The 24,425-nt window shown below is 63.8% G+C and carries 16 protein-coding genes; 9 read left to right on the top strand and 7 right to left on the bottom strand.

What is annotated here, in order from left to right:
- Nucleotides 1-62: 62 nt before the first annotated feature.
- From ACK3BK_RS13615 to ACK3BK_RS13595, 5 genes are all read right to left on the bottom strand, one after another.
- Nucleotides 63-1,643: an aldehyde dehydrogenase (NADP(+)) gene (locus ACK3BK_RS13615; protein ID WP_411382607.1), complete on the bottom strand. Its 1,581-nt coding sequence runs from the start codon at nucleotides 1,641-1,643 to the stop codon at nucleotides 63-65.
- 57 nt (nucleotides 1,644-1,700) lie between these two features.
- The gene (gene garD / locus ACK3BK_RS13610) at nucleotides 1,701-3,254 is read right to left on the bottom strand and encodes a galactarate dehydratase (RefSeq protein WP_411382606.1); all 1,554 of its coding nucleotides are present in this window, start codon (nucleotides 3,252-3,254) and stop codon (nucleotides 1,701-1,703) included.
- 79 nt (nucleotides 3,255-3,333) lie between these two features.
- Nucleotides 3,334-4,689, bottom strand: coding sequence for an MFS transporter (locus ACK3BK_RS13605; protein ID WP_411382605.1), 1,356 nt, complete (start codon nucleotides 4,687-4,689; stop codon nucleotides 3,334-3,336).
- Between the two features lie 102 nt (nucleotides 4,690-4,791).
- Nucleotides 4,792-5,703: a 5-dehydro-4-deoxyglucarate dehydratase gene (gene kdgD, locus ACK3BK_RS13600; RefSeq protein WP_186664298.1), complete on the bottom strand. Its 912-nt coding sequence runs from the start codon at nucleotides 5,701-5,703 to the stop codon at nucleotides 4,792-4,794.
- A gap of 403 nt (nucleotides 5,704-6,106) precedes the next feature.
- Nucleotides 6,107-6,919 carry a gamma-glutamyl-gamma-aminobutyrate hydrolase family protein gene (locus ACK3BK_RS13595; protein ID WP_186664299.1) on the bottom strand — a complete coding sequence of 271 codons (813 nt, stop codon included), beginning with the start codon at nucleotides 6,917-6,919 and terminating at the stop codon, nucleotides 6,107-6,109.
- A gap of 414 nt (nucleotides 6,920-7,333) precedes the next feature.
- On the opposite strand from ACK3BK_RS13595, the gene ACK3BK_RS13590 reads away from it, so the two are divergent.
- Nucleotides 7,334-8,359 carry an Ldh family oxidoreductase gene (locus ACK3BK_RS13590; protein ID WP_411382604.1) on the top strand — a complete coding sequence of 342 codons (1,026 nt, stop codon included), beginning with the start codon at nucleotides 7,334-7,336 and terminating at the stop codon, nucleotides 8,357-8,359.
- Nucleotides 8,360-8,644: 285 nt separating this feature from the next.
- Here ACK3BK_RS13590 and ACK3BK_RS13585 read toward each other — a convergent pair whose 3' ends face one another.
- Nucleotides 8,645-9,016: a hypothetical protein gene (locus tag ACK3BK_RS13585; RefSeq protein ID WP_411382603.1), complete on the bottom strand. Its 372-nt coding sequence runs from the start codon at nucleotides 9,014-9,016 to the stop codon at nucleotides 8,645-8,647.
- Between the two features lie 300 nt (nucleotides 9,017-9,316).
- On the opposite strand from ACK3BK_RS13585, the gene ACK3BK_RS13580 reads away from it, so the two are divergent.
- The 8 genes from ACK3BK_RS13580 to ACK3BK_RS13545 all read left to right on the top strand — a co-directional run bounded on the left by ACK3BK_RS13580 (nucleotide 9,317) and on the right by ACK3BK_RS13545 (nucleotide 24,125).
- Entirely contained in the window at nucleotides 9,317-10,516 is a 1,200-nt protein-coding gene (locus ACK3BK_RS13580; RefSeq protein ID WP_186664305.1) for an aromatic amino acid transaminase, read from the top strand.
- 280 nt (nucleotides 10,517-10,796) lie between these two features.
- Complete coding sequence (locus ACK3BK_RS13575) at nucleotides 10,797-12,077, top strand: serine/threonine transporter (protein ID WP_186664307.1); 1,281 nt, start codon at nucleotides 10,797-10,799, stop codon at nucleotides 12,075-12,077.
- 123 nt (nucleotides 12,078-12,200) lie between these two features.
- On the top strand, nucleotides 12,201-12,701 hold the full coding sequence (gene tpx / locus ACK3BK_RS13570; RefSeq protein WP_186664309.1) for a thiol peroxidase: 501 nt from the start codon (nucleotides 12,201-12,203) through the stop codon (nucleotides 12,699-12,701).
- 212 nt (nucleotides 12,702-12,913) lie between these two features.
- On the top strand, nucleotides 12,914-14,185 hold the full coding sequence (locus tag ACK3BK_RS13565) for an MdtA/MuxA family multidrug efflux RND transporter periplasmic adaptor subunit (protein ID WP_411382602.1): 1,272 nt from the start codon (nucleotides 12,914-12,916) through the stop codon (nucleotides 14,183-14,185).
- Nucleotides 14,182-17,280 (top strand): MdtB/MuxB family multidrug efflux RND transporter permease subunit, encoded by a 3,099-nt coding sequence (locus tag ACK3BK_RS13560; protein WP_411382601.1) that lies wholly within the window; start codon nucleotides 14,182-14,184, stop codon nucleotides 17,278-17,280. Before ACK3BK_RS13565 ends, ACK3BK_RS13560 begins: the two co-directional genes overlap by 4 nt.
- A complete protein-coding gene (locus tag ACK3BK_RS13555; RefSeq protein WP_186708926.1) occupies nucleotides 17,277-20,387 on the top strand; it encodes an efflux RND transporter permease subunit in 3,111 nt (1,036 codons plus the stop codon). Before ACK3BK_RS13560 ends, ACK3BK_RS13555 begins: the two co-directional genes overlap by 4 nt.
- Nucleotides 20,384-21,877 (top strand): efflux transporter outer membrane subunit, encoded by a 1,494-nt coding sequence (locus tag ACK3BK_RS13550; protein ID WP_411382600.1) that lies wholly within the window; start codon nucleotides 20,384-20,386, stop codon nucleotides 21,875-21,877. Before ACK3BK_RS13555 ends, ACK3BK_RS13550 begins: the two co-directional genes overlap by 4 nt.
- A gap of 175 nt (nucleotides 21,878-22,052) precedes the next feature.
- On the top strand, nucleotides 22,053-24,125 hold the full coding sequence (locus ACK3BK_RS13545) for a putative bifunctional diguanylate cyclase/phosphodiesterase (protein ID WP_411382599.1): 2,073 nt from the start codon (nucleotides 22,053-22,055) through the stop codon (nucleotides 24,123-24,125).
- Here ACK3BK_RS13545 and ACK3BK_RS13540 read toward each other — a convergent pair.
- Nucleotides 24,122-24,382 carry a DUF1652 domain-containing protein gene (locus ACK3BK_RS13540; RefSeq protein WP_186664320.1) on the bottom strand — a complete coding sequence of 87 codons (261 nt, stop codon included), beginning with the start codon at nucleotides 24,380-24,382 and terminating at the stop codon, nucleotides 24,122-24,124. The genes ACK3BK_RS13545 and ACK3BK_RS13540 overlap by 4 nt on opposite strands.
- Between the last annotated feature and the right edge of the window lie 43 nt (nucleotides 24,383-24,425).

The following is a 24,425-nucleotide window of genomic DNA, read 5'->3' as shown; positions in this document are numbered from 1 at the left end:
CAGCGCGGTATCTTTTTCGCGGGCAAGTCGCAGCGGCGAACCGCCGCTCCTACAAGCGCGCGTCAGAGCGCGCCGTCGCTCCACTGACCATTGACCAGGCGCCGCAACCCCAGTGGGTTGCCGTCCTGCAGGGCCTTTGGCAACAAGGCTTGCGGGTAGTTCTGGTAGCACACCGGACGTAGGAAGCGATCGATGGCCAGGGTGCCGACCGAGGTGCCGCGGGCGTCGGAGGTGGCCGGGTAGGGGCCGCCGTGCACCATGGCATCGCATACCTCAACACCGGTCGGATAGCCGTTGACCAGAATCCGTCCGACCTTTTCTTCCAGCAGCGGCACCAGCCAGGCATAGGCGTCGAAGTCTTCGGGCTCGCCGATCAGGGTGGCCGTGAGCTGGCCGCGCAGGCCCAGCAGCGCGGCGCGCAACTGCTCATCGTCACAGACTTCGACCGCCACGGTGGTGGGGCCGAACACTTCTTCCTGCAGCAGCGGATCGGCATCCACCAGCAGGCGTGCGTCGGCCTTGAACAGTTGGGCGCGGGCCTGGCTGCCTTCCTGCGCCTGGCCGGCCAGGTGCTTGATGCCGGCGTGCGCGTGCAGGTGTTCCAACCCGCCCACATAGCTGCGCAAGCCGCCGGCATTAAGCAGGGTCTGCCCCGCCTGCTGCGCCAGGTGTTGGCCGAGGTCTGTGAGCAACTGGCTGAACTGTGCCGACTGCAAGCCGATCACCAGCCCTGGGTTGGTACAGAACTGACCGGCCCCCAGGCACACGGAGCCTGCCAGTTCACGGGCGATGGCCTCGCCGCGTTTGGCCAATGCGCCAGGCAGCACGATTACCGGGTTGATGCTCGACATCTCGGCGAATACCGGGATCGGCTGCGGACGTTCGGCGGCCATGCGGCACAAGGCATCGCCGCCCTTGAGCGAGCCGGTGAAGCCGACCGCCTGGATGGCCGGGTGCTTGACCAGCCACTCCCCCACGCCACCGCCGAAGACCATGTTGAACACGCCCTTGGGCATGCCGGTGCGTTCAGCGGCACGGACGATGGCGCAGCCCACCAGGTCGGCGGTGGCCATGTGGCCGCTGTGCGCCTTGAACACTACCGGGCAGCCGGCAGCCAGCGCAGCCGCGGTATCGCCGCCTGCGGTGGAAAACGCCAGTGGGAAGTTGCTGGCGCCGAACACCGCCACCGGGCCCACGCCGATGCGCATCTGGCGCAAGTCCACTCGTGGCAGGGGTTGACGGTCCGGCAGCGCCAGGTCGATACGGGCACCGAGGAAATCGCCCCGGCGCAGCACTTGGGCGAACAGGCGCATTTGCCCGCTGGTACGGCCGCGCTCGCCCTGAATGCGGGCGGCGGGCAGGGCGGTTTCGCGGCAAACGATAGCGACGAAGCTGTCGTCCAGCTCATCCAGTTCGGCGGCAATGGCGTCGAGGAACTCGGCGCGACGGGTTGGCGGCAACTGGCGGAATTCCGCGAAGGCGGTGGCAGCGGCTTTGGCAGCTTGATCGACTTCGTCTTCGGTGGCTTGCATGAAGCTGTAGGGCAAGGCCTCGCCAGTGGTGGCGTCCAGGCTCTGCAGGCGCTGCTGGCCGGCGGCACTGCGCTGGCCGGCGATGAAGTTATGGCCGAGGATCTCAGGCATGAGGTGCTCCTGTAGGTAAAGTGCAAGGTCCATCCATCCCCCATGGAGGGAAGGCTGTCAGGTAATCGGTGCCGGGTTGAACAGAGTGATGTCGTTATGCAACTTGTGCCGCTCGGCCCAGGTCTGCTTGCGGCCGCTGGCAACGTCCAGGTAGTAGTGGAAGAGCTCCCAGCCCAGCTCCTCGATGCTTGCGCGGCCGCTGGCGATACGCCCGGCATCGATGTCGATCAGGTCGGGCCAGCGCTGGGCCAGTTCGCTGCGGGTGCAGACCTTGACCACGGGGGCCATGGCCAGCCCGTAAGGTGTGCCGCGACCTGTGGTGAACACATGCAGGTTCATGCCCGCTGCCAGCTGCAGGGTGCCGCAGACGAAGTCGCTGGCCGGCGTCGCGCAGAAGATCAGGCCTTTGCGTGCGACGCGCTCGCCCGGGCCGACCACGCCCTGGATCGCAGCGCTGCCGGACTTGACGATCGAGCCCAGGGACTTTTCGACGATGTTCGACAGCCCGCCTTTCTTGTTGCCCGGCGTGGTGTTGGCGCTGCGGTCGGCTGCACCCTGTTGCAGGTAGCGGTCGTACCAGTCCATTTCGCGCACCAGCGCTTCGGCCACTTCCGGGGTTTCTGCACGGGAGGTGAGCATGTAGATGGCATCGCGGACCTCGGTGACCTCCGAGAACATCACCGTGGCACCGGCGCGCACCAGCAGGTCGGCGGCATAGCCCAGCGCCGGGTTGGCGGTGATGCCGGAGAAGGCGTCGCTGCCGCCGCACTGCATGCCCAGGATCAGCTCACTGGCCGGCACCGTTTCGCGACGGCGCTGGTCGAGCTTCCTCAGGCGGGTTTCAGCCAGTTGCATGATCTGTTCGATCATCTCGACGAAACCCAGCGAAGCGTCCTGCAGGCGATACAGCCAGGGCTCGCTGAGGTCCACGGACGGGTCGTCTTCGTGCATCACCTGGCCGGCCTGCAGCTTTTCGCAACCCAGGCTGATGACCAGGGCTTCGCCGCCCAGGTTGGGGTTGCGCGCCAGGTTGCGCACGGTGCGGATGGGTATATAGGCGTCACGCGCGTTGATCGCCACGCCACAGCCGTAGCTGTGGGTGAGGGCGACCACGTCGTCGACGTTGGGATACTTGGGCAGCAGCTCGTCGCGGATGCGTTTGACCGCGTGGTCGATCACGCCGGTCACGCATTGCACGGTGGTGGTGATGCCGAGGATGTTGCGGGTACCGACGGTGCCGTCGGCGTTGCGATAGCCTTCGAAAGTAAAGCCTTCAAGAGGTGGCAGGGCCGCGGGAACCGCGTCGCAGCGCGGCAGGCTGTCGAGTTCGGGGGCAGCGGGCATCGATAGCTGGGTTTCCTGAACCCAACTGCCCTGACGCAGGTCTTGCAGGGCATAACCGATGATCTGTCCATAGCGGCGTACAGGCTCGCCCTGGTGGATATCGACGGTGGCGACCTTGTGGCTTTGCGGCACGCCCTCGACCAGGGTCAGGCCATCGGCGAAGCGCGCACCTTCGCCCAGGCCACCGTCATTGACCACCACCACGACATTGTCGTCATCGTGCAGGCGGACGTAGCGGGGCGACTCGGAATGTTCGATCAACTGCATGGTCAGGCCCTTCTTGTGATTTCTTTCAGGCTTTTATACGGCCACCGACGCCCATCCCGGGGCGTCGGCGTACTTCAGGTTACTGGCGCGAGCCGGCCAGTTCGGCGTTGGGCGCCGCTTGCGGTGTGGCTCCGTCCTTGAGCTCGATGCGCTTGATCGGGCCGACGATCACCAGGTAGCTGAATACCGCTACCAGCGCATTGGCACCCACGTACACCAGTGCCCATTTGAACGAGCCGGTGGCACTGATGATGTAGCCGATGACGATCGGCGTGGTGATCGAAGCGATGTTGCCGAAGGTATTGAACAGGCCGCCCGAGAGCCCTGCGATCTGTTTGGGCGAGGTGTCGGCGACCACTGCCCAGCCCAGGGCGCCGATGCCTTTGCCAAAGAAGGCCAGGGTCATGAAGCCGACCACCATCCATTCGGCGTCCACGTAGTTGCAGAACACCATGGTGGTGGACAGCAACAGGCCACAGACGATGGGCAGCTTGCGCGAGAAGGTCAGCGAGTTGCCGCGGCGCAGCAGCCAGTCCGACAGCACACCGCCCAGCACCCCACCGATGAAGCCGCAGATGGCCGGCAAGGAGGCTATGAAGCCGGCCTTGAGGATGGTCATGCCGCGCTCCTGCACCAGGTACACCGGGAACCAGGTCAGGAAGAAGTAGGTGATGGCGTTGATGCAGTACTGGCCCAGGTACACGCCCAGCAGCATGCGGCTGGTCAGCAGTTGCTTGATGTAGCCCCATTTCGGGCCGTCGTTGCCGCGTTTCTGGTCCATGTCCACCAGGCCGCCGTTCTGCTCGATGTGCTCGAGTTCGGCCGGGCTGATGCGCGGATGCTGGCGAGGGTTGTAGATGGTCTTCATCCATACCATCGAGAACAGGATGCCCAGGCCACCCATGACCACGAACACGTGTTCCCAGCCGAAGCTGAACACGATCCAGCCCATCAGCGGTGCGAACAGCGCGGTGGCGAAGTACTGCGCCGAGTTGAAGATCGCCGAGGCCGTGCCGCGTTCGGCGGTGGGGAACCAGGCCGCAACGATCCGGGCGTTGCCCGGGAACGACGGGGCTTCGGCGAACCCGACCAGAAAGCGCAGGGTGAACAGGGTGACGACTGCCCAGGCCACCGGCAGGCCGCCGACGAAACCTTGCAGCAGGGTGAACAGCGACCAGGTGAAGATGCTGAATGCGTAGACGTTCTTCGAACCGAAGCGGTCCAGCAACCAGCCGCCGGGAATCTGCCCGGCCACGTAGGCCCAGCCGAAGGCGGAGAAGATATAACCGAGGGTGACCGCGTCGATGCCCAGATCCTTCTGCAGGCTTGAACCGGCGATGGCGATGGTGGCGCGGTCGGCGTAGTTGATCGTGGTCACCAGGAACAGCATGAACAGGATCAGGTAGCGTACATGCGTCTTTTTCGTCGCTTGCATGCTGGTGTTCTCCCACTATTTATTGTTGTGCGGGGCATTCGGATTGTGGGCCGGAGCGCGGCTGGCGCTCCGGCAGCGGCATTGGCAGGCCGCGGGGGTCGCTTATTGCGGGCCCATTTTGTCCATCAGGGCGGCGAGCATTTCGTACTCTTCGCCGGTCAGGTCGGTCAGCGGGGTGCGTACCGGGCCTGCGTCGTAGCCCGCGAGTTTGGCGCCGGCCTTGACGATGCTCACCGCGTAACCGGCCTTGCGGTTGCGGATGTCCAGGTACGGCAGGAAGAAGTCATCGATCAACTTGCCGACCGTGGCGTGGTCGTCGCGGGCGATGGCGTTGTAGAAGTCCATTGCGGTCTTGGGTACGAAGTTGAACACGGCCGAGGAGTAGACCGGCACGCCCAGCGCCTTGTAAGCCGCAGCATACACCTCGGCGGTCGGCAGGCCACCCAGGTAGCTGAAGCGATCGCCCAGGCGGCGACGAATCGACACCATCAGCTCGATATCACCCAGGCCATCCTTGTAGCCGATCAGGTTCGGGCAGCGCTCAGCCAGTTTTTCGAGCTGTGCAGCGTTCAGGCGGCAGACGTTGCGGTTGTACACCACCACACCGATCTTCACCGACTTGCACACGGCTTCCACGTGGGCGGCTACGCCGTCCTGGCTGGCTTCGGTGAGGTAGTGCGGCAGCAGCAGCAAGCCCTTGGCACCCAGACGCTCGGCTTCCTGGGCGTACTCGATGGCCTGGCGGGTGGCACCGCCTACACCAGCCAGGATCGGTACGGAGGTGGCGCAGGTGTCAACGGCAGTCTTGATCACCTGGCTGTATTCGCTGGCAGCGAGGGAGAAAAACTCACCGGTGCCTCCGGCGGCGAACAGCGCGCTGGCGCCGTAGGGGGCCAGCCATTCCAGACGCTTGATGTAGCCGGCGGGATTGAAGTCGCCCTGGGCGTTGAAGTCGGTGACGGGGAACGACAACAGGCCGTGGGAGAGGATGGATTTCAGTTCTTGTGGATTCATTGTTGTAGGCATCCTGGGGGCGCTTGGGTAAGAAGGTGTACCAAGGTGAGAGGTAAGTTATCGTACAACTTACACGATGACTAGCCCTGCCTGAGAAAATTTTTGAAGCGACGCCTATCCGTAGGGCCCTGTCGCGGTGTGCGTCAGCTCCCGGTGGATCAGCCATAGCTGTGATTTTGTAGGAGCGGCCTCGTCCGCGATAGAGCCGCAACCACCAGCCGAAACGGCTGATCGTGCACTACGGCCGATCAGTCATCGTATGTCTTGAGGGAAAAAAAGATCGCGGAGACAGGCACAAGCCCGCCGCCCGCTTCCACGGGAAGTGTTCTGGGACCAGCAGAGGGTGACCGGGGAAGCAGGGGCGACCTTGCGCCGCCCCGCGATCAAAGCTAACGAAGAGGGGTCAGGCCGCCTGGTGGCGCTTGCTGGCCTGGGACTTGCGGACCTGGGCGCGGCAGGCGTCGCCGAAGGCTTGGAACATCTTGATCGAATCAGGGTTCTTCGCCGCTTGCCACTCGGGGTGCCACTGCACCGCGAACAGGAAGGGCGAAATGCTCGGTGCATGAATTGCCTCGACCAGGCCGTCTTCGGCGTGGGCGATCGGCTCGATGCCTTCACCCAGGTTGCGCAGGCCCTGACCGTGCAGCGAGTTCACTCGGATCTCGTCGGTGCCCAGGGTGTCGCGCAGCCAGCTACCGGGCTTGATCTTCACGCCGTGGGAGGCGGCGTATTGCACATCGACCGGGTCTTCAGGGTTTTCGCGGTGGTCGTTGAAGCCAGGTTCGGCGTAGACCTTCTGGTAGATGTCACCACCCAGGGCCACGTTGATTTCCTGCATGCCACGGCAGATGCCGAAGATCGGCAGGCCGCGGGCGATGGCCAGTTGTACCAGGGGGATGTCGAACAGGTCGCGATCCTTGTCCTGGGCCTTGCCGGGGGTTTCGTTCTCCTGGCCATAGAGGGCCGGATCGATATTGCTGCCGGCGCCGGTCAGGTAGACGCCGTCGGCCATGTCCAGGTACGCCTCGAGGGCGTCGGTGCCGCAGCAGGTAGGGACCAGAACCGGTACGCAGTCGGCGAAATCGACCAGGGGAGTGATGTATTTATGGGTCATGACCTGATAGTCGTGACCTTTGCGCTCTTGGGTACCCATGGTCATCAGGACGACGGGTTTGCGCAGGGCGGGTTGCTTGTTGCCAATGTTGCTGTTGGACATATGTCACCTTGGGACAGGTTTTACCTGTCGTTGTTGTGCAGGTCCGCGGCCTTTGGCCCTTGATGCGTGACCTGTGGTCCCGAGCACTGCCGGCGCGGCCTGAAGGCTGCGGACCGGTCGGGACATGCTTCATAGCTTGCCAGAGCCGTTTAATATGTCAAACGACTGGCGGGTCGGTTTCAGGGGGCGATCTGCCTGTTTTTGGGGGCTTCGCCTGCTGGAAGCCCGAGCCGACAAGGCTTTGGCAGGGCAGTCGGTCAATAATATTTAACGACGCAGTTGGGTCATTGCAGCGCTGCAATAAACCTGGCGTTTGCGCGCTTGCCGGATTTGACAGCACACCCTTGCCGAGGGAAGAGTGGCAGGCATTGCCCTGGGCTATCGCCATTCCAAATCCAATAAAGGGAGTTTCAGATGTCTGCACCATCCACCGATCCCGTCGTACGTGTGCCTCTTGCGCAGTTGCAGGAGCGGTTGCAGCAGATCTTCCAGCGTCATGGATGCAGCGAGTCAGTGGCCGCAGTGCTGGCCGCCAACTGCGCCAGCGCCCAGCGCGATGGTGCTCACAGCCATGGTGTGTTCCGCATGCCGGGTTATGTCTCGACGCTAACCAGCGGTTGGGTCGATGGCGCTGCGGTGCCCGAGGTCACGGATGTCGCCCCGGCCTTCGTGCGGGTCGATGCCAAGGGCGGTTTCGCCCAGCCAGCCCTGGCTGCGGCACGCACGTTGTTGGTGGAGAAGGTGCGGCAGGCGGGTATTGCCGTGCTGGCTATCCATAACTCCCACCATTTCGCGGCGCTTTGGCCGGATGTGGAACCCTTTGCCGAAGAGGGCCTGGTTGCATTGAGCGTGGTCAACAGCATGACCTGCGTGGTACCCCATGGCGCCCGCAAACCGTTGTTCGGCACCAATCCCATCGCGTTCGCCGCGCCTTGCCAGGGACCCGCCCCGATCGTCTTCGACATGGCCACCAGTGCCATGGCCCATGGTGATGTACAGATCGCCGCGCGCGAGGGTGAGCAGTTGCCGCCCGGTGTTGGCGTCGATGCCGAGGGTAAACCGACCACCGATCCCAAGGCCATCCTCGAAGGCGGCGCCTTACTGCCGTTCGGTGGGCATAAGGGCTCTGCGCTGTCGATGATGGTCGAGCTGCTCGCGGCGGCGCTGACGGGCGGGCATTTTTCCTGGGAGTTCGACTGGTCGCAGCATCCAGGCGCCAAGACACCCTGGACCGGACAGCTGATCATCGTCATCGACCCGAGCAAGGCTGAAGGTGGACGCTTTGCCGAGCGCAGTCGGGCGTTGGTGGAGCAGATGCAGGCGGCAGGGTTGTCGCGCCTGCCTGGGGAGCGGCGGTTCAGGGAGCGGGCGGTTTCGGAGCGGGAAGGGGTGGCGGTTGGGGAGGCGGAGTGGAATAGGCTTGAGGCGCTCTCCAACTGAGTGGGCACAAACTGCGGGGCCTGCAGGCCCCGTCAGGGCTCGCGGTCGGACCAGCGGATGCGCTCGAACAGTAGAGGAAAGCCTGCAAGTATAAAAAAGATGCTCCAGTCTCCGCCGTCCCAATAGAGGACTTCGCGACTGCCTATTTGAGTACAGGCCGCAATGCCTGTCGCCATGAAAAATAAATACAGGAGTCTGCGTAGCGCAATGGGCTTGCATAGCCAGTCGAGTAACAGGCTGGTGACGACAATGCACGCTATCTGGATTATTTCAGGCATCTCGTTCTCATAGAATCATCATGACTGTAGTGTGCTGTGGGCCAATACCACCCTCGACCGATGCTTCTAGGGCAACAAGTACATCGCCGGCATGAAAGGTCGGTATCTTTCCTTTGATCAGCCAACTTGCAGCAGCCCCTGCAGCCGTACCGACAGCTGCGCCCGCTAAAGTGCCTGCTCCACTGGCGACCTGTTTCCCGGGAAGCATCCGCTCATAGAGCTCCTGTGCTTTCTCAAGTATCTGATGACGCGATTTGTGTGCGTAAGGTAAGGAAAGTGTTCGGATGTCACAGCATTCGCCTGGTTGGATAGTGAATTCACTGACGTCGAATGCAATTCCGTAGTGACCGATATAGTGATAAGTCTTTTCGGTTCGCATGCGCGCTCCTCAGCTGATGGGCTGGTCCGACGAGCTGCGAACGATGCCTGGATGGGGATACAGCAATCTGCCGGTTGGATCCGGCTTTTCTGTGGGAATCTCCTGCAATCTTGCTCAGTACCTGAAAAACGGCTCGCACCTACGGGAATCGCGCAGCAAATATCAGCAGATGTGCACTATCGGCACTGCTATGCAAACCTGCATTCACACCTTGCACATTCAGTGATGTTCCTTGCGCGTCACTGCAGGTATGCTCGGGGAAGCCTTTCCGAACTGTCCTGATCCAAGGAGCTGCACGCTGTGTTCAAACATGTCGATGCCTATGCCGGCGACCCGATTCTCTCGTTGATGGAAGCCTTCAAGGTCGATCCCCGCGCCGACAAGGTCAACCTGAGTATCGGTCTGTACTACGACGAAGCTGGCGTGGTGCCGCAGCTGCCGTCGGTGGGCAAGGTCGAGGAGCGTCTGGCCGGCCAGCCGCATGAGGCTTCGCTTTACCTGCCCATGGAAGGCCTGGCCAGCTACCGCCAGGCGATCCAGGCGCTGCTGTTCGGTGCCGACCATCCGGCAGTGACCGGCGGACGTGTCGCCACCGTGCAGACCGTGGGCGGCTCGGGTGCACTGAAAGTCGGTGCCGACTTCCTCAAGCGCTACTTCCCGCAGTCCGAGGTGTGGGTGAGCAATCCGACCTGGGACAACCATCGCGCGATCTTCGAAGGCGCGGGCTTCAAGGTGCACACCTACCCGTACTTCGACCAGGCCACCCGCGGCCTGGACTTCGACGGCATGCTGGCGAGCCTGCAGACCCTGGCCAAGCACAGCATCGTCCTGCTGCACCCGTGCTGCCACAACCCTACCGGCGTCGACCTGAGCCAGAGCCAGTGGCAGCAAGTGGTTGAGGTGGTCAAGGCTCGCGAGCTGATTCCGTTCCTCGACATCGCCTATCAGGGCTTCGGCGAAGGTCTGGCCGAAGACGCCTACGCTATCCGTGAAATGGCCCGTGCCGGTGTGCCGTGCCTGGTCAGCAACTCGTTCTCCAAGATCTTCTCGCTGTATGGCGAGCGGGTAGGGGGCCTGTCGGTGGTCAGCGATGATGCCCAGAGCGCCCAGAGCGTGCTGGGTCAGCTCAAGGCCACGGTGCGCCGCAACTACTCCAGCCCACCCAGCCATGGTGCGCTGCTGGTCGCCGGCGTGCTCGGCGATGCCGGCCTGAACGCCCAGTGGCAGGCGGAAGTCGAGACCATGCGCAAGCGTATCCTCGACATGCGCCAGGGGCTGGTCGATGCACTGGCCAAGCAGTTGCCAGGCCAGGACTTCCAGTTCTTCCTGCGCCAGCGTGGCATGTTCAGCTACACCGGCTTCAGTGCCGAGCAGGCGCGCCGCCTGCGTGACGAATTCGGTGTCTACATCATCGACAGCGGCCGGGTGTGCATGGCTGGCTTGCGTCCGGACAACCTGCAGCGTGTCGCCGAGGCGTTTGCGGCGGTGCAGCAGGGCTGATCCGCCGGGCCAGGCATGCCTGGCCTGTGGGAGCGGGCTTGCCCGCGAAACAAAGAGGTGAGATTACCGACGCCTTCGCGGGCAAGTCGCAGCGGCGAACCGCCGCTCCCACAACGATTCGCTTCCTCTTCTCAAAACAGGTGCCGTCCCTCGGACGGGGCTTCGCAACAGCACCTATTCAGTGCACAATCGCGCCCCTCTTTTTCGGTTGAGGTGGCGTGAGGCTTCTATTTCGCCACTCTCAGCCTGTTGCAGTCTTGCGAGTGGAGTTGCACCCGGAATGAATGAGCAGGCCCAAAGCGTCGAACAACGCTTCGAATCGACCCAACAAGCCACCCTCGGTAGCTGGTCGCGTCAAGACACCACCTGGATGCTGGGCCTGTTCGGCACGGCCATCGGCGCAGGCACGCTGTTCCTGCCGATCAACGCCGGCCTCGGCGGCTTCTGGCCGCTGCTGATCCTGGCCGTGCTGGCCTTCCCCATGACCTACTACGCACACCGTGCGCTGACCCGTTTCGTGCTGTCCGGCAGCAAGGGCGGCGATATCACCGAGGTGGTCGAGGAGCATTTCGGCATCACCGCCGGTGCGCTGATCACCGTGCTGTACTTCTTCGCCATCTTCCCGATCCTGCTGATCTACAGCGTGGCGCTGACCAACACGGTCGCAAGCTTCATGGAGCACCAGTTGCACATGACGCCACCACCCCGCGCGATCCTCTCGTTCGTGCTGATCCTCGGCCTGCTGGCCATTGTGCGCTGCGGTGAGCAGGCCACGGTCAAGGTCATGAGCCTGCTGGTGTATCCCTTTATCGTCGCCCTGGCGCTGCTGGCCCTGTACCTGGTGCCGCACTGGAATGGTGGCATTCTCGATACTGCTGGCCAGTTGCCGTCTGGTTCGGCCTTCCTCCACACCCTGTGGCTGGCGATCCCGGTAATGGTGTTCTCGTTCAACCACTCGCCGATCATTTCGGCCTTCGCGGTCGATCAGAAGCGCCGTTATGGCGAGCATGCCGACGCGCGCAGTGGGCAGATCCTGGCCCGTGCCCATCTGCTGATGGTGGTGATGGTGCTGTTCTTCGTGTTCAGCTGCGTGCTGACCCTGAGCAGCGCGCAACTGGCCGAGGCCAAGGCGCAGAACCTGTCGATCCTGTCGTACCTGGCCAACCACTTCAGCAATCCGGCCATCGCCTTCGCCGCGCCGCTGATCGCCTTCGTCGCCATCGCCAAGTCGTTCCTGGGCCACTACATCGGTGCCAGCGAAGGCCTCAAGGGGATCATCGTCAAGACCGGCCTGCGCCCGGGGGCCAAGGCCCTGGATCGTGTGGTCGCGGCGCTGATGCTGGTGGTGTGCTGGATCGTCGCCACGCTCAATCCGAGCATTCTGGGCATGATCGAGTCGCTGGGCGGCCCGATCCTCGCGGTGCTGCTGTTCCTGATGCCGATGTACGCCATCCGTCGTGTGCCGTCGATGCGCAAGTACAGCGGTGCGATGTCCAACCTCTTCGTCGTGGCGATCGGCCTGGTGGCCCTGAGTTCGGTGGTCTACGGCCTGCTGAACTGAGGCCGTCGCACAGAGCAGGCGGGCGCGCGGCAATCCGCGCCTGCCTGTTGCTCGAAGCTTGCAGCCCGACGCTAAAAGCGATTAACTCGGAATCCTTTTCAAACCCCTATAAGGATTTCTGCCATGGCTCAAGTGACTCTCAAAGGCAACCCGGTTCAGGTCAAGGGCGAGCTGCCCAAGGTCGGTGCCCAGGCGCCTGCCTTTTCCCTGGTCGGCGAAGGCCTGGCCGACAAGTCGCTGAAGGACTATGCCGGCAAACGCAAGGTGCTGAACATCTTCCCGAGCGTCGACACTCCGACCTGCGCTACCTCGGTGCGCAAGTTCAATGCCCAGGCCAATGACCTGGCCAACACTGTGGTGCTTTGCATCTCCGCCGACCTGCCGTTCGCCCAGGCGCGCTTCTGCGGCGCCGAAGGCCTGGAGAATGTAAAGAACCTGTCGACCCTGCGTGGTCGTGAGTTCATCGAGAACTACGGCGTTGCCATCGCCGACGGCCCGCTGGCCGGCCTGACTGCCCGCGCCGTTGTGGTACTGGACGAGAACGACAAGGTGCTGCACGCCGAACTGGTCGGGGAAATCGCCGACGAGCCGAACTACGACGCCGCTCTGGCTGTTCTGAAGTAAACGCGGGCAGAGGGCTGCAGTGCGGCCCTAGCGGTTTACACACTGTTACGCCGGCCCGGAAGCCATTCCGGGCCGTTTTCATTTAAAGTTCATCGTTTTAGCAACGTCAGCCAATGGTAAATGCCTGGTAAAGGCCCTTTGCTAAAGCGATGCCAGTGCTTATCGTTCAATCTCCCCCGGTCGCCACTCTCTGAACAAGGTTCGTTCAACCCATGCAAGCTTCTGCCTCCCGTTCTCCCCGTCGCTGGCTGTTCGGCCTGCTGATCCTGCTGCTGGTGGCCTTGCTGGCCTGGTGGCTGTGGCCTGCCGCTGCCCCGACGCACAAGGAGCAGGGCGTGCGCATGGGCAAAGGCGGGCGCCCAGGCTTCGGGGCCTCCAGCGACCCGGTGCCGGTGCGCGTCGAACCTGTGCGGGTCGGCGACTTCCCGCTCTACTACAAGGCACTGGGTACGGTCACGGCGGCTAACACGGTCAATGTTCGCAGCCGGGTGGCGGGTGAGCTGGTCAAGATCCACTTCAAGGAAGGGCAGCAGGTCAAGGCTGGCGACCTGCTGGCCGAGATCGACCCGCGCTCGTACCGGATTGCCCTGCAGCAGGCAGAGGGCACCCTGGCGCAGAACCAGGCGCAGCTGAAGAACGCCCAGGTCGATCTGGCCCGCTATAAAGGCCTGTACGCCGAAGACAGCATCGCCAAGCAGACACTGGACACCGCCGAAGCCCAGGTCGGGCAGTTCCAGGGGCTGGTCAAGACCAACCAGGCTGCGGTGAACGACGCACGCCTGAACCTGGAGTTCACCCAGATTCGTGCCCCCATCAGCGGTCGCCTGGGCCTGCGCCAGCTCGATCTGGGCAACCTGGTGGCGGCCAACGACACCACCGCGCTGGTGGTGATCACCCAGACCGAACCGATCAACGTCGCCTTCACCCTCCCTGAAACCGAACTGGCCACCGTGCTCGAGCGCTACCGCAGTGGCGCGCGCCTGCCGGTCGAGGCCTGGGACCGCGGTGACCGCAAGCTGCAGTCCACCGGTGTGCTGGGCAGTTTCGACAACCAGATCGACACCACCACTGGCACCCTGAAGTTCAAGGGTTTCTTCGAGAACAAGGACCTCGCCCTGTTCCCCAACCAGTTCGTCAACGTGCGCCTGCTGGCCGATACCCTCAAGCAGGTGGTGCTGGCCCCGGCGGCGGCGATCCAGTTCGGCAACGACGGCACCTTCGCCTATGTGGTCAACGCCGAGAACAAGGTCAATGTCCGCAAGCTCAAGGTTGGTGCCAGCGACGGCGAGAACAGCGTGATCCTGGAGGGCCTGAAGGCCGGCGAGCGCCTGGTGCTCGAAGGCACCGACCGCCTGCGCGAGGGCACCCAGGTCGAGGTGGTCGACGACAGCTCGCAAGTGCCGACCACCCCTGGCCAGCACCTGCAAGGCCAGGAAGCCAAGGGCTCGGCCCAGACCGGTGAGTCGAGCAAGGCGGGCGCATGAACATCTCGCGGCTGTTCATCCTGCGCCCGGTCGCCACCACGCTGAGCATGCTGGCCATCGTCCTGGCCGGCCTGATCGCCTACAAGATGCTGCCGGTGGCAGCCTTGCCCCAGGTCGATTACCCGACCATCCGTGTCATGACCCTCTACCCGGGCGCCAGCCCCCAGGTGATGACCAGCGCGGTCACTGCGCCGCTGGAACGCCAGTTCGGCCAGATGCCGGGCCTTAGCCAGATGGCCTCGACCAGTTCGGGCGGCGCCTCGGTGCTGACCCTGCGCTTCAACCTGGACATGAACATGGACGTTGCCGAGCAGCAGGTCCAGGCTGCGATCAACGCCGCCAGCAACCTGCTGCCCAGCGACCTGCCGGCCCCGCCGGTGTACAACAAGGTCAACCCGGCCGATACCCCGGTGCTGACCCTGGCCATCAGTTCCGGCACCATGCCGCTGCCCAAGCTCAACGACCTGGTCGACACCCGTGTAGCGCAGAAAATCGCCCAGATCAGCGGCGTCGGCATGGTCAGCATCGCCGGCGGCCAGCGCCAGGCGGTGCGGATCAAGGTCAACGTCGATGCCCTGGCCGCCAACGGCCTGAACCTGGACGATGTGCGCACCTTGATCGGCGCCTCCAACGTCAACCAGCCCAAGGGCAACTTCGATGGCCCGACCCGGGTGTCGATGCTCGATGCCAACGACCAGCTGCGTTCGCCCGACGAATACGCCAACCTCATCCTCAAGTACAACAACGGCGCACCGCTGCGCCTGAAGGACGTCGCCGAGATCGTCGACGGTGCCGAGAACGAGCGCCTGGCGGCCTGGGCCAATGAAAACCACGCGGTGCTGCTGAACATCCAGCGCCAGCCCGGGGCCAATGTCATCGAAGTGGTCGACCGCATCAAGGAGATGCTGCCGTCGATCACCGACAACCTGCCGGCTGGCCTCGACGTCAGCGTGCTCACCGACCGAACCCAGACCATCCGCGCCGCGGTGCGCGATGTGCAGCACGAGCTGCTGTTCGCCATCGCCTTGGTGGTGATGGTCACCTTCGTCTTCCTGCGGCGGGTCAGCGCCACGATCATTCCGTCGATCGCCGTACCGCTGTCGCTGATCGGCACCTTCGGTGTGATGTACCTGGCCGGCTTTTCGATCAACAACCTGACCTTGATGGCCCTGACCATCGCCACGGGTTTCGTGGTGGACGATGCCATCGTCATGCTGGAGAACATCTCCCGGCACATCGAAGAAGGCGAAACGCCGATGCAGGCAGCGCTCAAAGGCGCCCGGCAGATCGGATTCACCCTGATTTCGCTGACCTTCTCGCTGATCGCGGTGCTGATTCCGCTGCTGTTCATGGCCGATGTCGTCGGCCGGCTCTTCCGCGAGTTCGCCATCACCCTGGCGGTGGCGATCCTGATCTCGCTGGTGGTATCGCTCACGCTCACGCCGATGATGTGCGCGCGTTTGCTCAAGCGCGAACCCAAGGAAGAAGAGCAGAGCCGCTTCTACCGCGCCAGTGGTGCCTGGATCGACTGGCTGATCGAACGCTACAGCCACGCCCTGACGTGGGTGCTCAAGCACCAGCCGCTGACCTTGCTGGTTGCGGTGGGCTCGCTGGCGCTGACGGTGTTCCTCTACATCATCGTGCCCAAGGGCTTCTTCCCGGTGCAGGACACCGGGGTGATCCAGGGCATTTCCGAAGCCCCCCAGTCCATCTCGTTCAGCGCCATGAGCGAGCGCCAGCAGGCGCTGAGCAAGGTGATCCTGCAGGACCCGGCGGTACAGAGCCTGTCTTCGTACATTGGTGTGGACGGGGACAACGCTACGCTCAACAGCGGGCGCCTGCTGATCAACCTCAAGCCCCATGCCGAGCGCGATGTCACGGCCAGCCAGGTGATCAGCCGCCTGCAGCCGCAGCTCGACCGGCTGGTGGGTATTCGCCTGTTCATGCAGCCGGTACAGGACCTGAGCATCGAGGACCGGGTCAGCCGCACCCAGTACCAGTTCAGCCTGTCCTCGCCTGACCCGGACATGCTCGCCGAGTGGAGCGGCAAGCTGGTCCATGCCCTGCAACAGCGCCCTGAGCTCACCGACGTTGCCAGCGACCTGCAGGACAAAGGCCTGCAGGTGTATCTGGTGATCGACCGCGACATGGCCAGCCGCCTGGGCATCACCGTCGCGCAGATCACCAACGCCTTGTACGACGCCTTCGGGCAGCGGCAGATCTCGACCATCTACACCCAGGCCAGCCAGTACCGCGTGGTGCTGCAGTCGCAGGCGGCGGCCAGCATTGGCCCGCAGGCGCTGGAGTCGATTCATGTCAAGGCCACCGATGGCGGCCAGGTTCGCCTCTCGGCGCTGGCGCGCATCGAACAGCGCCAGGCGCAGTTGGCCATTTCGCACATCGGCCAGTTCCCCGCCGTGATGATGTCCTTCAACCTCGGGCAGGGCGTGTCGTTGGGCGAAGCGGTGCAGGTGATCGAGCAGGTGCAGCAGGACATCGGCATGCCGCTGGGCGTGCAGACCCGCTTCCAGGGCGCCGCCGAAGCCTTCCAGGCCTCGCTGTCGAGCACCTTGCTGTTGATCCTCGCCGCCGTGGTGACCATGTACATCGTGCTCGGCGTGCTCTACGAGAGCTACATCCACCCGGTGACCATCCTCTCGACCCTGCCGTCGGCGGCCGTGGGTGCCTTGCTGGCGCTGCTGCTCAGTGGCAACGACCTTGGGATGATCGCCATCATCGGTATCATCCTGCTGATCGGTATCGTCAAGAAGAACGCGATCATGATGATCGACTTCGCCCTGGAGGCGGAGCGTCACCAGGGCATGAGCCCGCGCGAGGCGATCTACCAGGCCGCGCTGCTGCGCTTCCGGCCGATCCTGATGACCACCCTGGCAGCGCTGTTCGGCGCCTTGCCGCTGATGCTCGCCACCGGCTCCGGCGCCGAACTGCGCCAACCGCTGGGCCTGGTGATGGTCGGCGGGCTGCTGGTCAGCCAGGTGCTGACGCTGTTCACCACGCCTGTCATCTACCTCTACTTCGACCGCCTGGCGCGCCGCTGGCGCCCGGCCGCTGATACCGCGCAGGCCGAGGCATGAACCTGTCCGGACCGTTCATTCGCCGGCCCGTGGCGACCATGCTGCTGAGCCTGGCGATCATGCTGCTCGGTGGCGTCAGTTTCGGCCTGCTGCCGGTCTCGCCGCTGCCGCAGATGGACTTCCCGGTCATCGTGGTGCAGGCCAGCCTGCCAGGCGCAAGCCCGGAGGTGATGGCCTCGACCGTGGCAACGCCGCTGGAGCGCAAGCTGGGCAGCATCGCCGGGGTCAGCACCCTGACCAGCAGCTCAAGCCAAGGCTCGACACGGGTGATCATCGGCTTCGACCTGGGACGCGACATCGACGGCGCGGCGCGCGAGGTGCAGGCTGCAATCAACGCCACCCGCAACCTGCTGCCCAGCGGCATGCGCAGCATGCCCACCTACAAGAAGGTCAACCCGTCGCAGGCGCCGATCATGGTGCTGTCGCTGACCTCGGACGTGCTGTCCAAAGGGCAGTTGTACGACCTGGCCGACACCATCCTCTCGCAGAGCCTGTCGCAGGTCAGTGGGGTAGGGGAAGTGCAGATCGGCGGCAGTTCGCTGCCGGCGGTGCGCATCGAGCTTGAGCCCCAGTTGCTCAACCAGTATGGCCTGGCGCTGGACGATGTACGCACCGCCGTGGCCAACGCCAACCAGCGTCGGCCCATGGGCTTCGTCGAGGATGCCGAGCGCAACTGGCAGGTTCGCGCCAACGACCAGCTGGAAAAGGCCGATGACTACAAGCCGCTGGTGATCCGCCAGCAGAACGGTGCCATCCTGCGCCTGGCCGATGTGGCCAAGGTCAGCGACGGTGTCGAGAACCGCTACAACAGCGGTTTCTTCAACGACGATGCGGCGGTGCTGCTGGTGGTCAACCGCCAGACCAACGCCAACATCATCCAGACCGTGCAACAGATCAAGGACCAGCTTCCGGCCCTGCAGTCGCTGCTGCCGGCCAGCGTCAAGCTCAACGTCGCCATGGACCGCTCGCCGGTGATCAAGGCCACGCTCAAGGAAGCCGAGCACACGCTTCTGATTGCCGTGGTGCTGGTGATCCTGGTGGTCTACCTGTTCCTGGGTAATCTGCGTGCCTCGTTGATTCCGAGCCTTGCCGTGCCGGTGTCGCTGGTGGGCACTTTTGCGGTCATGTACCTGTGTGGCTTTTCGCTGAACAACCTGTCGCTGATGGCATTGATCCTGGCCACAGGGCTGGTGGTGGACGATGCCATCGTGGTGCTGGAGAACATTTCCCGGCACATCGAGAATGGCGCCAAGCCCATGCGCGCTGCGTTTCTGGGTGCCAAGGAAGTGGGGTTCACCCTGCTGTCGATGAACGTTTCGCTGGTGGCGGTGTTCGTCTCGATCCTGTTCATGGGCGGTATCGTGCGCGGGCTGTTCCAGGAATTTTCGATCACCCTGGCCGCAGCAATCCTGGTGTCGCTGCTGGTGTCGCTGACCCTCACGCCGATGCTCTGCTCGCGCTGGCTCAAACCCCATGCCCCACAACACCAGACGCGTTTGCAGCGCTGGAGCGACCGGGTGCACCAACGCATGGTCGAGGGGTACGACAAGAGCCTGGGCTGGGCCGTGCGTCATCGCCGGCTGACGCTGATCAGCCTGTTGGCGACCATCGTGCTCAACGTCGCCCTGTACGTGATCGTGCCCAAGACCCTGATGCCGCAGCAGGATACTGGTCAGTTGCAGGGCTTCGTGCGGGGCGATGACGGGCTGTCGTTCACCGTGATGCAGCCGAAGATGGAAATCTACCGCCGGGCGCTGCTCAAGGACCCGGCCGTGCAGAGCGTCGCTGGTTTCATTGGCGGTAACAGCGGCACCAACAACGCCTTCGTCCTGGTACGGCTGAAACCGATCGCCGAGCGCAAGGAGAATGCGCAGAAGGTCATCGAGCGTCTGCGCAAGGAGTTGCCGAAGGTGCCGGGCGGGCGCCTGTACCTGATGGCCGACCAGGACCTGCAGCTGGGCGGTGGCGGGCGTGATCAAAGCACCTCGCAATACCTCTACACCCTGCAAAGCGGGGATCTGGCAGCCCTGCGCGAGTGGTTCCCCAAGGTGGCCGCGGCCTTGCGCAAATTGCCCGAGCTGACGGCCATCGACGCCCGCGATGGTGCCGGCACCCAGCAAGTGACCCTGGTGGTCGATCGCGACCAGGCCAAGCGCCTGGGCATTGACATGGACATGGTCACTGCCGTGCTGAACAACGCCTACAGCCAGCGGCAGATTTCGACCATCTACGACAGCCTCAACCAATACCAGGTGGTAATGGAGATCAACCCCAAATACGCCTGGGACCCGAGCACCCTGGAGCAGGTGCAGGTGATCACGGCCGAGGGTGCGCGGGTGCCGCTGTCGACCATCGCCCGTTACGAGAACAGCCTGGCCAATGATCGGGTCAGCCATGAGGGGCAGTTCGCCTCCGAAGACATCTCCTTCGACGTTGCCGAGGGCTACAGCGTCGACCAGGCCCTGGCGGCGCTGGAGCGCGAGGTGGCCAAGCTGGGCCTGCCGGAGTCGGTGATCGCCAAGCTCGGTGGCAGTGCCGACGCCTTCACCAAGACCGCCCAGGGTCAGCCGTTGATGATCCTCGGTGCACTGGTTCTGGTGTACCTGGTGCTGGGCATCCTCTACGAGAGCTACATCCACCCGCTGACCATCCTCTCGACCCTGCCGTCGGCGGGGGTTGGTGCATTGCTCACGCTTTACGTGACCGGCGGGGAGTTCAGCCTGATCTCGTTGCTGGGGCTGTTCCTGCTGATCGGGGTGGTGAAGAAGAACGCCATCCTGATGATCGACCTGGCCCTGCAACTGGAGCGCAATGAAGGCCTGTCGCCGGAAGAGTCGATCCGTCGCGCCTGCCTGCTGCGCCTGCGACCGATCCTGATGACCACCATCGCCGCCATCCTCGGCGCATTGCCGTTGCTGCTCAGCCAGGCCGAAGGCGCGGAAATGCGCCAGCCGCTGGGCCTGACGATCATCGGTGGCCTGGTCTTCAGCCAGATCCTCACCCTTTACACCACGCCCGTGGTCTACCTGTACCTGGACCGCGCGCGCCACCGTTTCAACCGTTGGCGCGGCGTGCGCACCGACGCCGCCCTGGAAACCCCGCTATGAACTTTGCCCAGACCCCGCTGCACCGCGCCCTGCAATTGCTGACCCGTGGCCGTGGATCGCGCCTGCTTGGCGCCGGCCTGTGCGTGGCGATGCTCAGTGCCTGTACCCTGAGCCCCGATTATCACCGCCCCGAGGTCAGCACCCCGACGCAGTTCAAGCAGGCCGAGGGCTGGACCCAGGCCAACCCCTCGGATGCCATCGCCCGCGGTGCCTGGTGGGAGCTGTATGGCGACAAGGGCCTGAACGCCCTGGTCGAGGAACTCAACCGCAGCAACCAGACGGTCGCCCAGTATGAAGCGCAGTACCGTCAGGCCCAGGCCCTGGTACGCAGCAGCCGGGCGTCGCTGTTCCCGTCGCTGAACCTCACCACCAGCAAGAACCGTTCAGCCCAGGGCACTGGCAGTTCCAGCTCGAGCCTGTCGAACAACAGCAGCGGCATTCGCGACACCTACAACGCGCAGTTGGGCGTGAGCTGGGAAATCGACCTCTGGGGCAAACTGCGCGAGACCATGAATGCCAACGAGTCCAGCGCCCAGGCCAGCCTCGCGGACATGGCGGCGATTCGCCTGAGCCAGCAGTCGGAACTGGTACAGAACTACCTGCAGCTGCGGGTCATCGACGAACAGAAACGCTTGCTCGAAGCCACCGTGGCCGCTTACGAGCGCTCGCTGCGGATGAACGAGAACCAGTACCGCGCCGGCGTCGCCGGCCCGGACGCTGTCGCCCAGGCACGTACCCAGCTCAAGAGCACCCAGGCCGACCTGATCGACCTGGCCTGGCAGCGCGCCCAGTATGAAAATGCCATCGCCGTGCTCATGGGCAAGGCGCCGGCCGAGTTCTCGCTGGCCGTCAGCAACGATATCCCTGCGCTGCCGCCGATCCCGGTGAGCTTGCCGTCGCAGTTGCTGGAGCGTCGTCCGGATATCGCCTCGGCCGAACGCAAGGTCATGGCCGCCAACTCGAACATCGGCGTCTCGCGCGCGGCCTATTTCCCCGATCTGTCGTTGAGCATGAATGGCGGCTATTCGAGCAGCAGCTTCAACAACTGGATCGAGCTGCCGAATCGCTACTGGTCGGTCGGGCCACAACTGGCATTGACCCTGTTCGACGCTGGCAAGCGTAGCGCCGAGGTGGACCGCACCGTGGCGGTCTACGACCAGACCGTAGCGCAGTATCGCCAGACGGTGCTCGATGGCTTCAAGGAGGTCGAGAACTACCTGGTGCAGTTGAAGGTGTATGCCGACGAAGCGGTGGTACGCCAGGAAGCGCTGGATGCTGCCCGTGAATCGTTGCGCCTGACCGAGAACCAGTACCGTGCCGGATTGATCGGCTATCTGGATGTGGTGAACGTGCAGACCACGGCGCTGAGCAACGAACGCAGTGTGCTGAATCTGCTGCAGGGGCGCCTGGTGGCCAGCGTGCAGTTGATCGCGGCATTGGGCGGCGGCTGGGAAGCGGGGCCGGCGTTCGCAGAGGCTGACAAACAGTAAGGTTGCAGTGCCGGCGTTATCGCGGGGCAAGCCCGCGATAACGCCGGCACCGTGCGTAACCGACCGCGGGATCTTCCACCCTGTAGTCCCCGCAAAATCCCGTGCCTTTCCTCCCTGTTCGCGTAAAATCCTCCGCCTTTTCCGGGCCCTTCCTCGCCCTCTGCCGGAACTTGAAATGCTGACAGGTAGCTACTCCTCTTCGCTGGTGTTGATCTCGCTGTGCGTGGCCATCCTGGCGTCCTACACCGCACTCGACCTCGCAGGCCGCATCGCCACCGCCAAGGGACGCGCGGTGTATCTGTGGATGGGCGGCGGGGCGCTGGCGATGGGAATCGGCATCTGGTCGATGCATTTCATCGGCATGTTGGCCTTCGAGTTGCCCATCGAGCTGGGCTACGACCTGGGCTTGACCGCGTTGTCACTGCTGATCGCCGTGTTATCTGCAGGCTTTGCCTTGTGGTTGGTCAGCCAGCCGCGGTTGAGTTGCCCGCAGGTGGGCTTGGGTGCGCTGTTCATGGGCACCGGGATTGCCTGCATGCACTACACCGGCATGGCTGCCTTGCAGATGCTGCCCGGGATCGACTACGACCCGGCGCTGTTCGGTGCTTCGCTGGCCATCGCCGTGGGCGCCTCGGCGGCAGCCTTATGGATTGCCTTCCGCCTGCGCAGGCAGACGCCGTACGTTCGGCAGATCCGCGGTGCCGCAGCGGTGCTGATGGGGGTTGCCATCGTCGGCATGCACTACACCGGCATGGCGGCGGCCAACTTCCCCGAGGGTAGTTACTGCGGTGCGCTGGTCGGCGGGTTGTCTGGCGACTGGCTGGACTATGCAGTACTGATCACCACCCTGGCGGTGCTGGCGGTGGCCTTGCTGACGTCGGTGCTGGACGCGCGCCTCGAATCCCGCACCGCGGAACTTGCGCGCTCATTGACCCAGGCCAACCAGGAGCTGACGCAACTGGCCCTGCACGACACCCTGACCGGGCTGCCGAACCGCACCTTGCTGGCCGACCGTATCGAGCAGGCCATGGCCAAGGTGGCAGAGCAAGGTGGTTGCTTTGCGCTGATGTTCATCGACCTGGACGGGTTCAAGCCGGTCAACGATGCCTTCGGCCATCATGTTGGCGACCAGTTGCTCAAGGCGGTGGCTGCGCGGCTGCGTGGACATCTGCATAGCCAGGACACCTTGGCGCGGATTGGTGGTGACGAGTTTGTCCTGCTGGTCGAGTTGCAGGAGCCGGACGATGCTGTGGGCGTGGCGGACAAACAGGTTAACTTGGTAGCCAGGCCATTTCGTGTTGCAGAGCACGACCTGCAATTGTCGGCAAGCCTGGGTATCGTGCTCTACCCGGGTAATGGCCAGGACCAGCACGAGCTGCTGCGCAATGCCGATGCGGCCATGTATCACGCCAAGAGCGCGGGCAAGAACGGCTACAGTTTTTTCGACACCTCGATGAACAGTAACGCCCGCCAACAGCTGCAATTGCTGCAGGACCTGCGCGCGGCGCTCGAGCATGACCAGTTCCGGCTGTATTACCAACCCAAGTTCGAAGCGCACCAATGTACGCCGATCGGTGCCGAGGCCTTGTTGCGTTGGGAGCACCCGCAGCAAGGGCTGTTGCTGCCGGACCGTTTCATCGGCCTGGCGGAGAAGACCGGCCTGATCATCCCCATCGGCGAATGGGTGCTGGGCGAAGCCTGCCGGCAGATGCGCCTGTGGCTGGATCAGGGCCATGGACACTGGCGCATCGCGGTGAACCTGTCGGCCATCCAGTTCTGCCATTCAGGGTTGGTTGACAGTGTCTCGCGAGCCTTGGCCGACAACGGCCTGCCGGCCAACCGCCTGACCCTGGAAATCACCGAAACCACCGCCATGCGCGATGCCGATGCCAGCCTGACGGTGTTGCAGCGCTTGTCGGACATGGGCGTCGATTTGTCCATCGACGACTTCGGGACGGGCTATTCCAGCCTGATGTACCTCAAGCGCCTGCCGGCGAACGAGCTGAAGATCGACCGCGGTTTTGTCCGCGACCTCGAGCATGACAGCGACGATGCCGCGATCGTTTCGGCGATCGTTGCGTTGGGGCAGGCATTGGGTTTGCGGATCGTTGCCGAGGGCGTTGAAACCGATCGTCAGCAGGACTTCCTGACCCGCCTGGGCTGCGATTCGCTGCAGGGCTACTTGCTGGGTCAGCCGGCACCGGCCGAGCAGTTCATGCAACGGCTGAAGCAGGGCGAGAACGGCTAACCCGCGTCGCGCAGGGTAGGGAAGGGGTTGAAGGCGTCCATCTCGGCTTCGACTGCCTCGATGATGCGCTCCACATCTGCCGCAGCCATGATCGCGGCGCAGGGAATGCCGGCGATGGCCAGCAGGGTTTCGCCAGTGGCCCGGTCGAACAAGCGCGCGACCATGCTGCGTGGTGCATCCATGCTGGCCTCGAAGCCCAGCGGGTGGAAATGCCAGCGCATCACCTGGCAGGCGTTGGGGAACGTCATCTTGTTCATGCCAGCCTCCATTTCCGGGTGTTCGGGCGCCTGGTCGCTGAAC

Origin of the sequence: Pseudomonas sp. L7, assembly GCF_046605565.1 — a bacterium.
In the GTDB taxonomy this organism is placed as follows: domain Bacteria; phylum Pseudomonadota; class Gammaproteobacteria; order Pseudomonadales; family Pseudomonadaceae; genus Aquipseudomonas; species Aquipseudomonas wayambapalatensis.
This window is presented reverse-complemented; position numbering and strand designations above follow the sequence as displayed.

Bases quoted from the DNA above. Each gene is read 5' to 3' on its own strand.
- ACK3BK_RS13555 (WP_186708926.1), top strand. From the start codon at position 17,277: ATGAACCTGTCCGGACCGTTCATTCGCCGGCCCGTGGCGACCATGCTG.
- ACK3BK_RS13615 (WP_411382607.1), bottom strand. From the start codon at position 1,643: ATGCCTGAGATCCTCGGCCATAACTTCATCGCCGGCCAGCGCAGTGCC.
- ACK3BK_RS13550 (WP_411382600.1), top strand. From the start codon at position 20,384: ATGAACTTTGCCCAGACCCCGCTGCACCGCGCCCTGCAATTGCTGACC.
- ACK3BK_RS13560 (WP_411382601.1), top strand. From the start codon at position 14,182: ATGAACATCTCGCGGCTGTTCATCCTGCGCCCGGTCGCCACCACGCTG.
- ACK3BK_RS13540 (WP_186664320.1), bottom strand. From the start codon at position 24,382: ATGAACAAGATGACGTTCCCCAACGCCTGCCAGGTGATGCGCTGGCAT.
- garD (WP_411382606.1), bottom strand. From the start codon at position 3,254: ATGCAGTTGATCGAACATTCCGAGTCGCCCCGCTACGTCCGCCTGCAC.
- ACK3BK_RS13565 (WP_411382602.1), top strand. From the start codon at position 12,914: ATGCAAGCTTCTGCCTCCCGTTCTCCCCGTCGCTGGCTGTTCGGCCTG.
- tpx (WP_186664309.1), top strand. From the start codon at position 12,201: ATGGCTCAAGTGACTCTCAAAGGCAACCCGGTTCAGGTCAAGGGCGAG.
- ACK3BK_RS13605 (WP_411382605.1), bottom strand. From the start codon at position 4,689: ATGCAAGCGACGAAAAAGACGCATGTACGCTACCTGATCCTGTTCATG.
- kdgD (WP_186664298.1), bottom strand. From the start codon at position 5,703: ATGAATCCACAAGAACTGAAATCCATCCTCTCCCACGGCCTGTTGTCG.
- ACK3BK_RS13590 (WP_411382604.1), top strand. From the start codon at position 7,334: ATGTCTGCACCATCCACCGATCCCGTCGTACGTGTGCCTCTTGCGCAG.
- ACK3BK_RS13585 (WP_411382603.1), bottom strand. From the start codon at position 9,016: ATGCGAACCGAAAAGACTTATCACTATATCGGTCACTACGGAATTGCA.
- ACK3BK_RS13595 (WP_186664299.1), bottom strand. From the start codon at position 6,919: ATGTCCAACAGCAACATTGGCAACAAGCAACCCGCCCTGCGCAAACCC.
- ACK3BK_RS13545 (WP_411382599.1), top strand. From the start codon at position 22,053: ATGCTGACAGGTAGCTACTCCTCTTCGCTGGTGTTGATCTCGCTGTGC.
- ACK3BK_RS13575 (WP_186664307.1), top strand. From the start codon at position 10,797: ATGAATGAGCAGGCCCAAAGCGTCGAACAACGCTTCGAATCGACCCAA.